We start from the raw sequence: 13,818 nt of genomic DNA, 5'->3' as shown, positions 1-13,818 counted from the left end.
GGGTCAGCCTCCCAGCTCGGTCGGGCGACCCGCCGACTTGGGCTGGGTCCGGTCCAACTCCGCGTGGATGATCAGGCGCTGGTAGTTGTCCCACTTGGGGTTGCAGGTGGTCAGGGTGAGCATCCGCTTGGTCGGCTTCTTGTTCGGCTCGCCGGGCACGGGCGCCACCACCTCGACCTGCGTCGGCTTGACGATGCGGGTCTGTGCCACCCGGTAGACGTACCAGTCGGTCTTGCTCTCGACCACGATCGCGTCGCCGTCGTGCAACTCGTCCAGCCGCCAGAAGGTGGCCCGGTTCCGGTGGCCGGCGACGGAGAAGTTGCCGACCTGGCCGGGCAGCGCGCTGGTCGGGTAGTGGCCCGGCGCGTAGCGGATGTCGTCCTGGGTGACGCCCTCGACCACCACCCAGTTCTTGTCGAGCTTGGGGATGTAGAGGCCGGCGATCGGCTTGCCCCGCACCGGCGGGGACGGCTTGGCGCTCGGGGCCTTCGACGGGACGACCGTCGGGTCGTCGGTCGGGCCCCACTCTCGTGCGAGTTGGCTGCTGAGGTCGTTCTGGTGGGCGTCCACGACGGCGGACTTGCCCCACACCTCGTAGCCGGCGAAGAGGAGCACCACCAGGCCGAAGGTGATCAGGACTTCGCCGGTGGCCCGGATGCCGGTCCGGAGCCGGGAGGCGATGGACGGACGGGTCAGCTCCGAGTAGACGCTCTTGTAGCCCTCGCCGGTCTGGTGCGGCCGGAGTTGGACGACCCGCTCCCCCCGACGCGGCCGCGGCGGCTCGGCGGCGCTGTCGCCCTCGCCGGCCGACCCCTCCGGAGCCGGCGTACGGGGAACGGCACCCATCAGCGCCGTCGTGTCGATGGACGGGGGCCGGGGTGTCGGCCTGGCGGTCACGGTGGGGATGAGCGTGGTGGCGTTCGGGTCGGCGGTGCCGCCGGGGGCGGCCGGGGAAACCGGGGCGCCCGAGGCGCTTGCCGTACGCGTGGACCCGGGGGTGACCTTCGGAATGAACGCGGTCGGCGCATTGCCGCCTGCTGAAGGGACACCGGGGGGCGGGGAGGCGCTCGGTGGCGTGGGCGTGTTCGGGGGTGTGGAGACAGCCGGGGCGTTACCGGGCGCGGTCGGCGCGTGTGTGGGGTCGGTGCCCGGGGCTGTCGGCCGGACCGGCCCCGGTGGGGCCGCTGCGCTCGGTCGGCTGGGAGTGGCGACGAGGGGAGGCCCGGACTCGGCGCGCGGCGCCGCGTTACCCGGCCAGCGCGGCGGCGCGGTCGGCGTCGGGCGGTCGGGGCTGCCCTGCGGGTCAGGCCGTCCGGCGCTCGGTGCCTCGAAGGCGGCGGGCGGGCCCGTCGGCCGTGACCGGCTGGGCAGCACGGGATCGGGCCAGTTGCCGGTCGGCGTCCGCCCCGGAGTCGGGTCGGGCCGGGACGGCGACGACTCGGGTCGACCTCCGGTGGACTCGGCCTGGCCCGGGGAGGATTCCACCGGGCCCGCAGGCGGCTCGGCGCGACCCGGCTCGGGCCGGTTGACCTTCGGCAGGAAGGCCGTCGGCTCGTCGGCCTGGTCCCGGTGTCGGCCGTCGCGGCGCTCGTCGGGGCCGCTCACTTGGGCACCGTCGCCGAGCGCAGGGCGGTCGAGTCCTCGAAGGCCGGGACGGTCACGGTGGAGACGGACTCCTTGTAGCCGAGTTGGTAGTCGTCGACTGCGTCCTTGAACAACCGGACTCCCTCAGAGCTGGCGAGGGCCTGCTGGAGGGCAGCGGGATCGCCGATTGCTACGATCTTGAACGGTGGGGAGTACACCCGACCATGAAGCAGCAGGGTGTTACCGACGCAGCGTACCGCGCTGGTTGCGAGCACGCGGACGTTCATGATTGACATGGCCTCCGCACCACCCGCCCAGAGCGCGTTGACCACCGCCTGCACGTCGCCCTGGTGCACGACCAGGTCGTCGTTGGTGGCGTCGGAGTGGGCCTCGTCGTTGTGCTGGGGCGCGTCGTTCAGCTCGACCGTGACGGCCGTGCCCGTGACGGGAGTGAACCCGGCCGCCGCGAGGCTGCGTTGGGCTCGGTTCTGCTGGGCCTTGATCGGGGCGTCCGAGTCGGCCAGCGTGTTGGTGCGTTGCTCGACCTCGCCGCGCAGGGTGGCGGCGCGGCGCTCGCTCGCCGTGACCTGCTGCTGCCGCTCCTCGATGAGCTGGTTGAGCTGGGGCCGCCGGTCCTCCCGGAGGGCGGTGCCGCCGGCGGTGGTCGCGGTGGTGGTGAAGAGCAGTCCCGCCGCGGCGGCGATCAGGGGCACCCCGATCGACCAGCCCGGTCGCCGTTGGCGTGGCCGCCGGGGCAGCAGCCCGGCGACGGCCCGTCGGAGGACCTTCTGCCAGGAGGCGGCGCCGGATGTGTACTCCACCGAGCGTTCCTTCCGAGTGTCGGGGATCGGTTCGTGACGACTGGGCCGCGATACGAACAGTCCCGCCCTTTTCGGTCACTCCATGTACCTGCCTGACCCCATTCGTGGTCCAGGCGGCCGTTCGGGACTACGCTAGCTGTCGAACATTATTGGCCATGAACCGTCGCCTCCGCGTCCGGTTGTCAGGCCGGACGAGGTTGTCACCCCCTCTGGAGAGCGCCGTGCCCAAGTCTCAGGTCCGCAAGAAGAAGGTGTACACCCCGCCGACGGACGTCCGTCCGACGACGACGGCGGCGTCGCGCAAGCCTAGCCCGGTGTGGCTGCCGATCACCGCGGTCGCTCTGATCGTCGCGGGCATCGGCTGGCTTGTCGTCTACTACCTCTCCGAGCAGGAGTACCCGGTCGCCTCGTGGCAGTACTGGAACCTGGCGGTCGGCTTCGGCGCGATGGTCGCGTCGCTGGTGCTGCTCTCCCGCTGGCGCTGAGCCCGGTCGGGCCGCCGCCGCACCGCGCGATCCACCACCGGACCGCAGGATCTCCGTCACCCGCCATCCCCCTGCCCGGCACGACCGGGCCGGGCACCCTATGGTGTCCGCAGGCGGCGTGGCCTACTGCGAGATGACTCACGTTACTGCTGGGTAACCTTGCGCGTAGGCTGCACTGCATGACCGAGCGGAGCGAGGTCATCGACCGGTCCGGTCGCAGGTGCGGCGGCGGCGCGACGCTGTCCTACGCCTGTCCCGGCCCCGGTTGCTGAACCGCTCGACGAGCAGCAGACCGGGGAGGCCAACTCGATGGGCAGCGTCCAGATCGTCACCACGATCCTCGCGGCTGGCATCACCGCCGTGGCGGTGTGGCTGGCGGTGCGCGCGGTCATGAAGATGACGGCCGTGATCCGGCTGGGGCAACCCGCTCCGGAGCGGTTCGCCGACAAGGGCGCCCGCACCAGGAAGATGCTGGTGGAGACCGCCGGCCACACCCGGATGCTCAAGTGGGGTGTGGTGGGCGCCGCCCACTGGTTCGTGATGGTCGGCTTCATCGTGCTGTCGCTGCTGGTGCTCGAGGCGTACTTCGAGGTCGTCACGCCGACCGGTGGCCTGCCGATCGTCGGGCACTGGACCGTCTTCGGGCTGGCTACCGAGATCATCACCGTGCTGGGGTTGGTCGGCATCCTGGTGCTGATGGCGATCCGGCTGCGAAACCGGCCGAACCGGCCCGGCGGTCGCTCCCGCTTCACCGGCTCGACCATGTGGCAGGGCTACTTCGTCGAGTGGGTCGTGCTGCTGGTCCTGATCTTCGGCCTGGTGATCCGGGGCTTCAAGGTCGCCACCGACCACTTCGAGTACCCGGTCTGGGCGACCCCGGTCAGCCACGCGGTCGGCGCGATCCTCCCGGACTGGTCGGACGGGGCGAGCGTCGCCGCGCTCATCAAGATCGTCATCTCGATGACCTGGCTGATCGTCATCTCGCTGAACGTCACCATGGGCGTCGCCTGGCACCGCTTCCTGGCGTTCCCCAACATCTTCTTCAAGCGCGACCCGGAGAAGCCGGCCGGCTCCGGGCTGGGTCCGCTGCGTCCGATGACCAGTCAGGGCAAGCCGCTCGACTTCGAGGAGGCCGACCCGGAGAAGGACCAGTTCGGCGTCGCCCAGGTCGAGCAGTTCACCTGGAAGGGCCTGCTGGACTTCAGCACCTGCACGGAGTGCGGCCGCTGTCAGTCGCAGTGCCCCGCCTGGAACACCGGCAAGCCGCTGTCGCCGAAGCTGCTCGTGCTCAGCCTGCGCGACCACGCGTACGCGAAGGCGCCCTACCTGCTGGCCGGCGGCGGCAAGGACCTCACCGGCGAGGAGAAGGCCACCCAGGCGCAGCTCGCGCACCTGGACGTGCTGTCGCTCGCCGAGGGTGACAAGCCGCTGATCGGCACGGCCGAGGAGGGTGGGGTCATCGACCCGGACGTCCTCTGGTCCTGCACCACCTGTGGCGCCTGCGTCGAGCAGTGCCCGGTGGACATCGAGCACGTGGACCACATCGTCGACATGCGGCGCTACCAGGTGCTCATCGAGTCGAGCTTCCCCTCCGAGGCCGGCGTGATGCTGCGCAACCTGGAGAACAAGGGCAACCCGTGGGGTGCGCCGCAGAACACCCGCGAAGACTGGACCAAGGGCCTCGACTTCGAGGTGCCCCGGGTCGGCGAGGTGGACGACTTCGAGTACCTCTTCTGGGTCGGCTGCGCCGGCGCGTTCGAGGACCGGGCCAAGAAGACCACCCGCGCGGTCGCCACCCTGCTCAACGAGGCCGGCGTGAGCTTCGCGATCCTCGGCGAGGGCGAGACGTGCTCCGGCGACCCGGCCCGCCGGATCGGCAACGAGTTCGTCTTCCAGATGCTCGCCCAGCAGAACGTCGAGACGCTGAACGAGGCGTTCGAGGGCCGCGAGAAGACCAAGCGCAAGATCGTCGCCACCTGCCCGCACTGCTTCAACACGCTCGGCAACGAGTACGGCCAGCTCGGCGGCGAGTTCGAGGTGGTCCACCACACCCAACTGCTGGCCCACCTGGTCTCCACCGGCAAGCTGACCCCCGTACAGCCCGTCGACGGCGGTGTCACCTACCACGACCCCTGCTACCTGGGCCGGCACAACCGGGTCTTCGCCGCCCCGCGTGAGGTGCTGGGCGACTCGATCCAGGGCGAGCTGACCGAGATGCCGCGCAACAGCGAGCGCTCCTTCTGCTGCGGCGCCGGCGGCGCCCGGATGTGGATGGAAGAGAAGATCGGCAAGCGGATCAACGTGGACCGGGTCGAGGAGGCCATGGCCACCGGGGCGAAGACGGTAGCCGTCGGTTGCCCGTTCTGCTCGACCATGCTCAACGACGGCGTCAACGGCAAGGGTGCCGGCGAGCAGGTCGAGGTCATCGACGTGGCGAGCGTCCTGCTGCGCTCGGTCAAGCCCGAGCAGCCGCGCGGCGGCGACAAGGAGTCGACGCCGGTCGCCGGCTGAGGCGTACCCCTCGGTTCCGAACATCGGTGGCGGCGGCCCGCAGGGGCCGTCGCCGCCGTGCAAGAATCTCGCCGAGGTGAGGGGACATCGACGGCCTGCTCTTGATGACGCTGCTGCCGCTGGTCGGGTTCGTTGCGCTGACCGCCGGCAACGCGTTCTTCGTCGCGGCCGAGTTCGCCCTGGTCACGGTCGACCGCGCGGAGATCGACCGGCGGGCCGCCGCCGGCGACGAGGCCGCCCGGACGGTACGCACCGCGCTGCGCGAGCTGTCCTTCCAGCTCTCCGGGGCGCAGCTCGGGATCACCATCACCGCCCTGCTCACCGGCTACCTGGCCGAACCGGCGCTGGCCCGGATCTTCACCCCGCTGCTGCGTCCCGTGGCCGGGGAGAGCACCGAGCGCTTCACCCCGTTCCTGGCGCTGGCCCTGGCGACGCTCCTGTCCATGCTCTTCGGTGAGCTGGTGCCCAAGAACGCGGCGCTGGCCCGGCCGATGCCCGCCGCGCTGGCCACCGCCGGGCCGATGCACACCTTCTCCCGGACGTTCGGCTGGTTGATCCGGGGCTTGAACGGTTCGGCGAACCGGCTGGTCCGTGCGCTCGGCGTGGAGCCGCAGGAGGAGTTGGCCAGCGCCCGCTCGCCGGAGGAACTCGGGCTGCTGGCCGCCATCTCGGCCCGCGCGGGCGCGCTGCCGCCGGACACGGCGATGCTGCTGCGGCGCACCATCCGGTTCGGCGACAAGCGGGCGGCCGAGGCGATGACCCCGCGGGTCGACGTGGTCGCGCTACGGGCCACCGCGACGGTGGCCGAGCTGCTGGAGGAGTCCCGGCGGACGGGACGGACCCGCTTCCCCGTGTACGAGGAGACCCTCGACCTCGTCACCGGCGTGGCGGGCGTGCCGGACGCGCTGGGCGTGCCGCTGGCCGCGCGGGCGTCGACGGTGGTGGCAGCGGTGGCCCGTGAGCCGGTGTACGTGCCGGAGAGCCTGGACCTGGACGGCGTGCTGGCGGCGTTGAAGGCGGCCGGGGCCGACCTGGCGATCGTCGTCGACGAGTACGGCGGCACCGATGGCGTGGTGACGATCGAGGACCTGGTCGAGGAGTTGGTGGGCGAGATCGCCGACGAGTTCGACCCGGCCAGCGTGGACGATGTCGAGCCGTTCGAGCTGACCGTTCCGGGCGGCGAGCGCACGGTGCTGGTCGACGGGGTGCTGCGCTCCGACGAGTTGGTCGAGCAGACAGGCTTCCGGCTGCCCGAGGGGCCGTACGAGACGCTGGCCGGGTTCCTGCTGGCACGGCTCGGGCACATTCCGCTGCCCGGCGAGACGGTCGACGCCGACGGCTGGGAGTTCACCGTGGTGGAGGTGGAGCGGCACCGGATCGAGCAGGTCCGCGTGCTGCGACCGGCGGAGCCGGACGCCGATGACTGAGCTGCTGGTGGCCGTGCTGCTCCTGCTCGGCAACGGCTTCTTCGTGGGTAGCGAGTTCGCGCTGATCGCGTCCCGTCGGACGGTGATCGAGCCGTTGGCAGCCGGTTCGAAGCGGGCCCGCTGGGCGTTGTCGGCGATGAACCAGATCCCGCTGATGATCGCCGGCGCGCAGCTCGGCATCACGGTCTGTTCGCTGGGCCTCGGCGCGATCGCCGAGCCGGCGTTGGCCCATCTGCTCGAGTCGCCGTTCCACGCCGTCGGTCTGCCCGAGCGCGCGGTGCATCCGGTGGCGTTCGTGCTCGCGCTCGGTGTCGTCGTCTTCCTGCACACGGTGGTCGGCGAGATGGTGCCCAAGAACATCACGCTGGCCGGTCCGGAGGTCTCCGCGCTCTGGCTGGGCCCGGCCATGCTGGCGTTCTGCGTGGCCACCAAGCCGCTGCTGCTGGCGATGAAGTGGGCGGCCCGCCGGGTGCTGGCCCTCTGGCGGATCGAGGCGACGGAGGCCGTGAAGACGGTGTTCACGGCCGAGGAGTTGGCGGGCCTGGTGTCGCAGGCGCGTACGGAGGGGCTGCTCGACGCCGAGGAGCACGCCCGCATCACCGGCGCGCTGGCCCTGCACACCCGTACCGCGGCGGACGCCCTGCAACCGTGGTCGACGGTGACGACGGTCGCCGAGGACGTCTCACCGGCGTCGCTGGAGGTGCTGGCGACCCGTACCGGCCGGTCCCGGTTTCCGGTGGTGCAGCGGTCCACCCGGCGGGTGCTGGGCTTCGTGCACGTCAAGGACGTGCTCGGGTACGCCGGGCAGGGCCGCCGCGCCCCCGTGCCGGAGGCGGTGTACCGGCCGTTGGCGGTGGTCCCGCCGGACCGTACGCTCGCCGATCTGCTGCTGGCCATGCGCAGGGAACGGCGGCACATGGTGCTGGTCAGTGACGGGCGCCGACCTCTCGGTGTGGTGACGCTCGATGATGTATTGACCGCAATCGTTGGTTAATTGACCAACACCCTTGGTGTGCAAGTGGTTGCGCGACAGTGACGGTGACTCGGCTCGCCTTGAATTCGGTCCGGCGCTTCCCTAATGTGGTGCACCGACCGCTGTGGGTCGTCTGCCTCGGCCCTTCCCTCACGCGAGGCGCCCGGCGGTCGGTTGCAAAGGAGTCGGTGCCGGTGGCAACCATGCCCCCTCATCGTCACGCACCAGGGTCGCCCGTTCGACCGCGTGGTCTGCGCCGGGTCGCACGTCGCCTGATCGTGCTGGTCGCCGCCGCCGCGGTCGGTGCCGGCATGATCGCCGTGCCGGCGCAGGCCGAGCCGACGGTCGACGAGATCGAGGCGCAGATCGACAAGAAGTGGGAGGAGTTGGAGCCCACGATCGAGAAGTACAACAAGGTGCGGGCGCAACTCGCCGTCAACCGCAAGAAGTCGTCCGAGCTTCAGAAGAAGATCGAGCCGCTGGCCCTGCAGAGCGAGCTGGCACTCAACCGGGTCGGCGACCTCGCTTCCCGTTACTACATGTCGGGCCCCTCGCAGGAGATCGGCGCGCTGCTGGTCAGCGCCAAGCCGGACACGCTCACCGAGCAGCTCACCCTCCTCGACCGGCTCGCCTCCCAGGAGCGCAAGCAGGTTGAGGGTGTGCTCGCCGTCCGGGCCAAGTACGACGGCGAGAAGCAGAAGCTGGACGCGCTGATCGCCACCCAGACCAAGCAGCAGAGCGAGCTGGCGGCCAAGAAGAAGCAGATCGACGCCGAGATCAAGAAGCTCGAAGCGTCGATGCCCAAGACCACGGTCAAGACCGCCGGCTGCCCGACCATCAACGGCGTGGTCTCTGTGGCGGCGCAGAAGGCGATCAAGACCGCCTGCCAGCAGGTCGGCGACCCGTACGTCTGGGGCGCCACCGGCCCGAACTCGTTCGACTGCTCGGGCCTGACCCAGTACGCCTACAAGTCGGCCGGGATCTACCTCACCCACCACACGGGTGATCAGTGGAACGAGGGCAAGGCCGTCTCGCGCGCCGACGCCCGTGCCGGTGACCTGGTCTTCTTCTACTCGGGCCTGAGTCATGTCGGGCTGTATCTGGGCAACAACCAGATGGTGCACGCGCCACGCGCCGGTAAACCGGTGCAGGTGTCCAGCATCAACACCATGCCGGTCGCCGGGTTCCGCCGACCTGGCTGATCCCCAGCACGCACGACGACGGCCCCCGGTCACCTCGACCGGGGGCCGTCGTGGTTCCTCAGCGGGGTGCGCCCACCGGGGACGGCAGCAACTGCACGTCGGCGAGGTCGACGTACATGACGCGGTGGCCGAACTGGATCTGCGCGTACCGGTTCTGGCCCCGGATCACCGTCCAGTCGCCGGGCGAGGAGCCGTCGAACGTGCTGGCCCGGTAGTACTCGCCGGGCAGCACCGCGCCGACGGCGTACCGCTGGCCGGCGGCGAGGGTGTACTGCAACGGTGAGATCGCCTGGTACGGCACGCCGGCCGGGTAGGCCGCCTGCTCCGGGTACGCCCGCCCGTAGACGGGGACCGTGGCCCGGCCGGGCTTCGGGGTGACCACCATGCCGACCGTCCAGGTGGCCGTCGGCGCGGACGCGGGGTTGTGGAACCACGCCCGCTGCCCGAGGTACCAGATGGCCGTCCAGTCGCCCTGTCGACCGGCCAGCGCGTACGTCTGGCCGGCGGACGCGCGGGCACCGTGGTCCGACACGTCCATCGTGTTCGGGGTGCCGTCGGGGCGCAGCGCGATGTCGTTGACCAGTGGCGCGTCCGGAGCCGGCGCGGTGCGTAGCACCACCGACGAGGAGCCGCGGGGCGCGCACGGCGTCCCGGGGGTGACGCATCCGGTGAACGCCGGCTGGTTTGTCGCGTAGTCGGGGTCGATCCGGACCAGCCCGGTGGCCGGGCTGCCGGTGTCCAGCCGTGGGGCGTGCAGCAGGTCGAAGTAGTGCGTCCAGTCCCAGTACGGCCCGGGGTCCCAGTGCATCCCGCGGACCGTCGCCGCCGTGGTGCCGGGCACGTTGTCGTGGCCGATGATGTGCTGGCGGTCCAGCGGGATGCCCAGCCGCAGCGCGAGGTGCCGCACCAGCTTCGCCGACGTGCGGTACATCGCCTCCGTGTACCAGGTGCCCTGCGCGGCGAAGCCCTCGTGTTCCAGCCCGATCGACTTGGCGTTGACGTACCAGTTGCCGGCGTGCCAGGCGACGTCCTTGGTGCGGACGTGCTGGGCGATGTGCCCGTCCACCGAGCGCAGCGAGTAGTGCCAGCTCACGTAGGTTGGGTCCTGGACGAGTTGCAGGGTGGTCGCCCAACTCGCCTCGGTGTCGTGGATGACGATGTACTCGATCTTCTGCCGGGCGGGCCGGTCGGACAGGTCGTGGTTGCCGTAGTCGCCGTCGCCGAACGCCGCGTAGGGTGCCGGGATCCACTCACAGGACACGGTGCTCGGGCACTCCAACCCGTCCGGGCGGGCGAGTCGCCGCAGCCCCAGTCGGTCCAGCCAGGACCGCTCGGGTCGTACCGCCCGGGCCGGCAGCGTGACCCGCTGGCCGTCGTCGGTCACCCGCGTCTCGCCCGCGCCGATCGTGGTGAAGACCTCGTCGGCGAAGGCCGCCGCGGCATCGGCGCTGTCCGCGCCGGCATAGCGGGCCACCGCGCCGTACCAGGTGCCCGGGTCGGTGCCGACTCCGACCGGGGCGCCGACCTCCCGTTGGTACGCGGCCAGCAGCGCCGCCCCACCCCGGAGGTTCGTCGTCGGGTCGGTGCGCAGCGCCTCGGCGGTGGCGCCGGTGAGCGCGGCGGCGGCGTCCACGGTCTGCAGCGCGGCGCTGGGCGGCGCGTTGCCGGGGGCGGGCGCCGGTGCGAGAGGACGACGGGACTCGTCGCCGCGCGGATCCTCTCCCGGGGCGTCGTGGTGACCGCCCCGGGGCAGGGCGGTCACGTGCCGGGCGTCGGTCAGGTGCATCGGGCCGTAGCCGCCGCTGGTGCTCGGCGTGCCGGCATTGCTGTCCCAGCGGGACTCCAGGTAGGAGACGCCGAGTAGTACGTCGATGGGTACGCCGTACTCGGTCGCCGCGGCGGCGTACTGCTGCTGGCGGTCGGCGGCGGGGGCCGCGGTGGCCGGGCCGGCGGACAGCGGCACGGCCGCCGTGGCGGTGACGAGCGCGACGGCGAGCAGGGTCGGACGTTTCATCGAACCCCCTACATGTGAACTGGTGTCGGTGCCGTCACCTTCGTCCTGCTCGGGAGCCCGCGTCAATACCTTTCCATGTTTCGAAACGTACGGAAGGAAATCTTCACGTCCGCTCGATGGCCCGCCGCAATCGGTACGGAGTGTCACGGCCGCACGGGTTGCGGATCGGTAACGGCCGTCTCTACTCTGGTCATTCGTCGGCCCGGTAGCAGGTCTGCCCACCCCGGGCGGTAACGGACCGACACCGCCGAGTCGCTCGCGAGCGAGCCGGGGACCCAGGTTCCTCGGGGTGAATCCGCAGTTCCTGCGGTAGGGCGCCCACTTCCCGCCCGAACCCGTCAGCTAACCCGGTAGGCGGTCAGGAAGAAGGAGTACGGAACCCGGTGGCCCTCCAAGCCCCGCGGCCGTCGTCCGGACGGTCGGCCTCGGCCGACCCGACGTCGATCGTGCCGCGTCCACGCTGGTCCCGCTTCACCACCGCCCTCGCCGCCCTGGTCGGCGTCGCCGTCGTCCTGACCGGTAGCGCCACGGTGGCCCACGCCGACCCGTCCGTCGCCGAGATCGAACGGCAGATCGACGACGACTGGAACAAGCTCGAACCGATCATCGAGCGGCACAACGCCACCCGAGCCGACCTGGCCCTCAAGCGCAAGCAGGCCGACACGCTCGCCGCCCGCATCGCGCCGCTGGAGCGCCAGGTCGACGCCGCGATGGACAAGGTCAGCGCGCTGGCCGTCCGCGCGTACATGGGTGAAAACCTGTCGACCGTCAACACGATGCTCGGCAGCCGGTCGCCCAGTGAGATGGTCGGTCAGCTCGAAATGCTCGACCGCTTCGCCCACAACCAGCAGGAGGACGTCCGCCAGGTCGCCGACCTGCGCAACGAGCTGGCCCGGCAGAAGGCGCCGCTGGACGAGATGGTGGTCCAGCTGACCCGCACCGAGGCCCAGTTGGCGGCGAAGAAGAAGCAGATCAACGAGGAGATCGACCGGCTACAGAAGCTGCGCCTCAAGGTGTACGGCAACGGCGGCGGCGGTTCGCTGCGTCCCGCGCCCTGCCCGGCCAGCTACCCGGGTGGCGGTGCCGGCATCGCGGTCAAGTTCGCCTGCGCCCAGATCGGCAAGCCGTACGTGTGGGGCGCCGAGGGTCCGAACTCGTACGACTGCTCCGGGCTGATGCTGGCCGCCTGGGCGAAGGCCGGTGTGTCGCTGCCGCACAACGCCGCCGCGCAGAGCCGGGTGACCAAGAACGTCAGCAAGGGCGACCTGCGCCCCGGTGACCTGGTCTTCTACTACAGCGACATCCACCACGTCGGCATGTACGTCGGCGACGGCTGGGTGGTGCACGCCTCCCAGGCCGGCGTGCCCGTCAAGATGAAGAAGGTCGACGACGGGCCCATCCACAGCTACGGCCGCCCCGGCTGAGATGTAAGGAAGGGCCCCCTTCTAACGCCTCAGGTATAGAAGGGGGCCCTTCCTTACATCGCAAGGGCGGATCAGCGCGTCGGCCAGGCACGCCAGTTCTGCCAGGAGCGACTGGGCGTCGGGCCTCGCTGACCCTGGTAACGCGAGCCGTAGACCACCGAGCCGTACGGGTGTTCGGCGGGCGACGAGAGTCGGAAGATGCAGAGCTGACCAATCTTCATGCCCGGCCAGAGGGTGATCGGCAGGTTCGCCACGTTGGACAGCTCCAGCGTGACGTGCCCGGAGAAGCCCGGGTCGATGAACCCGGCGGTTGAGTGGGTGAGCAGGCCGAGGCGGCCCAGCGAGCTCTTCCCCTCCAGTCGGCCGGCGAGCTGGTCGCCGAGCGAGATCACCTCCAGCGTCGAGGCGAGCACGAACTCTCCCGGGTGCAGCACGAACGGCTCGCCGTCGGGCACCTCGACCACCGAGGTCAGGTCGTCCTGCTGCATGGCCGGGTCGATGTGGGTGTAGAGATGGTTGTTGAAGACCCGGAACAGCCGGTCGAGTCGTACGTCGATGCTGGAGGGTTGGACCAGGGTGGGCTCGAACGGCTCCAGGCCCAGCGTGCCGGCCTTGATCTCGGAGACCAGGTCACGGTCGGAGAGCAGCATCGGACCACCATAGCGAGGTGGGCGGTGACCAGCGTGTCGAGGTCGCTCCTCGTACATTTGTTCGATAGAATGCTCGCATGGCTTCCTGGTCCGATTTCGCCGTCGACGAGCCCCGCCTCGCCGACGGCATCCGCGTTCTCCTGCAGCAGTACGGGCCGGGCTTCGGCTATCTGGCCACGGTCCGTGCCGACGGTGGGCCCCGGGTCCATCCGGTCTCCCCGGTCATCACCGACGAGGGTCTGTTCTGCTTCATCATCGACTCGCCGAAGCGCCGGGACCTCGAACGGGACGGCCGATACGCGCTGCATTCGTTCCCTCCGGAGGAGAGCGACGACGAGGCGTACGTGGCGGGTCACGCCTGGCCGGTCACCGATCCGGTCCGGGTGGCCCGGCTGGCGCAGAGCGCTCGGGCCGAGCCGCGGGCCGACTGGCGGCTGTTCGAGTTCACCGTCGACGTGGCGATGCTGACCCGTCGTGACCAGCACGGCCTGGGCATCGCCGTGGGGCGTCCGGCCGTCCAGGTCTGGCTCGATCCGCAGACCCCGCCCGCGGCGGCCGCGCCCGCGGCCGTACCGCAGACGCGCCCGACCCGCCGCAGCCGCGACGTCCAGTGCACGGCCGCCTGACCACGGCCCTGGGGGCAGATACGCCGGTGCCGGCTCCGTCGTGACGGAGCCGGCGACAGGAGTTCGCGTGTTGGGTGGGAGCGCGGGCAGCGTTACACGCG

11 protein-coding genes and 1 riboswitch are annotated in these 13,818 nt (G+C 70.8%); of the genes, 7 read left to right on the top strand and 4 right to left on the bottom strand.

What is annotated here, in order from left to right; all coding sequences use genetic code 11:
- Window positions 1–3 precede the first annotated feature (3 nt).
- On the bottom strand, window positions 4–1,605 hold the full coding sequence (locus AB0J36_RS04715; RefSeq protein ID WP_357392189.1) for a class E sortase: 1,602 nt from the start codon (window positions 1,603–1,605) through the stop codon (window positions 4–6).
- The gene (locus AB0J36_RS04710; RefSeq protein ID WP_355048507.1) at window positions 1,602–2,405 is read right to left on the bottom strand and encodes a DUF881 domain-containing protein; all 804 of its coding nucleotides are present in this window, start codon (window positions 2,403–2,405) and stop codon (window positions 1,602–1,604) included. The genes AB0J36_RS04715 and AB0J36_RS04710 overlap by 4 nt, the downstream gene beginning before the upstream one ends.
- Before the next feature lie 221 nt (window positions 2,406–2,626).
- On the opposite strand from AB0J36_RS04710, the gene AB0J36_RS04705 reads away from it, so the two are divergent.
- From AB0J36_RS04705 to AB0J36_RS04685, 5 genes are all read left to right on the top strand, one after another.
- Window positions 2,627–2,890 (top strand): cell division protein CrgA, encoded by a 264-nt coding sequence (locus AB0J36_RS04705; protein ID WP_007454145.1) that lies wholly within the window; start codon window positions 2,627–2,629, stop codon window positions 2,888–2,890.
- A 309-nt stretch (window positions 2,891–3,199) separates the two neighbouring features.
- Window positions 3,200–5,401 carry a (Fe-S)-binding protein gene (locus AB0J36_RS04700; protein WP_357129461.1) on the top strand — a complete coding sequence of 734 codons (2,202 nt, stop codon included), beginning with the start codon at window positions 3,200–3,202 and terminating at the stop codon, window positions 5,399–5,401.
- Between the two features lie 104 nt (window positions 5,402–5,505).
- On the top strand, window positions 5,506–6,828 hold the full coding sequence (locus AB0J36_RS04695; RefSeq protein WP_357129464.1) for a hemolysin family protein: 1,323 nt from the start codon (window positions 5,506–5,508) through the stop codon (window positions 6,826–6,828).
- On the top strand, window positions 6,821–7,822 hold the full coding sequence (locus tag AB0J36_RS04690) for a hemolysin family protein (protein WP_357129467.1): 1,002 nt from the start codon (window positions 6,821–6,823) through the stop codon (window positions 7,820–7,822). The genes AB0J36_RS04695 and AB0J36_RS04690 overlap by 8 nt, the downstream gene beginning before the upstream one ends.
- 167 nt (window positions 7,823–7,989) lie before the next feature.
- Entirely contained in the window at window positions 7,990–9,003 is a 1,014-nt protein-coding gene (locus tag AB0J36_RS04685; RefSeq protein ID WP_355048503.1) for an NlpC/P60 family protein, read from the top strand.
- Window positions 9,004–9,061: 58 nt separating this feature from the next.
- Here the strand turns inward: AB0J36_RS04685 and AB0J36_RS04680 are convergent, their stop codons facing one another.
- A complete protein-coding gene (locus tag AB0J36_RS04680) occupies window positions 9,062–11,017 on the bottom strand; it encodes an N-acetylmuramoyl-L-alanine amidase (protein ID WP_357171711.1) in 1,956 nt (651 codons plus the stop codon).
- A gap of 235 nt (window positions 11,018–11,252) precedes the next feature.
- A riboswitch (cyclic di-AMP (ydaO/yuaA leader) is annotated at window positions 11,253–11,388 on the top strand.
- Between the two features lie 12 nt (window positions 11,389–11,400).
- Between AB0J36_RS04680 and AB0J36_RS04675 the strand changes: the two genes are divergently transcribed.
- Window positions 11,401–12,441: an NlpC/P60 family protein gene (locus AB0J36_RS04675; RefSeq protein WP_357171710.1), complete on the top strand. Its 1,041-nt coding sequence runs from the start codon at window positions 11,401–11,403 to the stop codon at window positions 12,439–12,441.
- Between the two features lie 71 nt (window positions 12,442–12,512).
- Here the strand turns inward: AB0J36_RS04675 and dcd are convergent, their stop codons facing one another.
- Window positions 12,513–13,091 carry a dCTP deaminase gene (dcd, locus tag AB0J36_RS04670; protein ID WP_266247661.1) on the bottom strand — a complete coding sequence of 193 codons (579 nt, stop codon included), beginning with the start codon at window positions 13,089–13,091 and terminating at the stop codon, window positions 12,513–12,515.
- A 77-nt stretch (window positions 13,092–13,168) separates the two neighbouring features.
- Here dcd and AB0J36_RS04665 point away from each other — a divergent pair, with 77 nt between their 5' ends.
- Window positions 13,169–13,717 (top strand): pyridoxamine 5'-phosphate oxidase family protein, encoded by a 549-nt coding sequence (locus AB0J36_RS04665; RefSeq protein WP_357129478.1) that lies wholly within the window; start codon window positions 13,169–13,171, stop codon window positions 13,715–13,717.
- The last annotated feature ends 101 nt before the right edge of the window (window positions 13,718–13,818 follow it).

Source organism: Micromonospora sp. NPDC049662 (assembly GCF_040675055.1).
Taxonomy (GTDB): Bacteria; Actinomycetota; Actinomycetes; order Mycobacteriales; family Micromonosporaceae; genus Micromonospora.
Note: the sequence above shows the minus strand (reverse complement) of the source record. Positions and strands in the feature narration are given on the sequence as shown.

What these genes read in the sequence shown, in the direction of transcription:
- AB0J36_RS04680 (WP_357171711.1), bottom strand. Translation starts at nt 11,017, where the DNA reads ATGAAACGTCCGACCCTGCTCGCCGTCGCGCTCGTCACCGCCACGGCG.
- dcd (WP_266247661.1), bottom strand. Translation starts at nt 13,091, where the DNA reads ATGCTGCTCTCCGACCGTGACCTGGTCTCCGAGATCAAGGCCGGCACG.
- AB0J36_RS04695 (WP_357129464.1), top strand. Translation starts at nt 5,506, where the DNA reads ATGACGCTGCTGCCGCTGGTCGGGTTCGTTGCGCTGACCGCCGGCAAC.
- AB0J36_RS04700 (WP_357129461.1), top strand. Translation starts at nt 3,200, where the DNA reads ATGGGCAGCGTCCAGATCGTCACCACGATCCTCGCGGCTGGCATCACC.
- AB0J36_RS04665 (WP_357129478.1), top strand. Translation starts at nt 13,169, where the DNA reads ATGGCTTCCTGGTCCGATTTCGCCGTCGACGAGCCCCGCCTCGCCGAC.
- AB0J36_RS04690 (WP_357129467.1), top strand. Translation starts at nt 6,821, where the DNA reads ATGACTGAGCTGCTGGTGGCCGTGCTGCTCCTGCTCGGCAACGGCTTC.